Here is a 275-nt window from a genome sequence, read left to right on the forward strand (position 1 = left end):
CAACGGATTTAGCATTTCCGGGCGGTCGTCAATAAGCAAAATTGCGCTAGTCATTGTAGTTCAACGGTAGTTTGACTTGAAAGCATGTCGCGAACCCTGGCGGTGGCTCAACCACAACAATTTTACCCCCAAAGCTCTCGATGCCCCGTTTGATGAGCGTTAGACCCAAGCCCATCCCTGAGCCAAGAGGCCCCTGCTCGACGTCTGTTGTAGTAAAGAGTGGGTCGAACACTCTCTTTCGCAAGGAGGTAGGAATACCGACCCCCGTATCGGAT

The 275-nt window shown here is 52.0% G+C and carries 1 protein-coding gene; it reads right to left on the reverse strand.

All coding sequences use genetic code 11. The features are described 5' to 3' along the window. Positions 1–46: 46 nt before the first annotated feature. Positions 47–275: ATP-binding protein (locus SB752_RS32400; RefSeq protein WP_410719498.1), on the reverse strand; the 229-nt coding region annotated here is incomplete at its 5' end.

Origin of the sequence: Brevibacillus sp. SIMBA_040 (assembly GCF_046535075.1) — a bacterium.
GTDB lineage: Bacteria > Bacillota > Bacilli > Brevibacillales > Brevibacillaceae > Brevibacillus.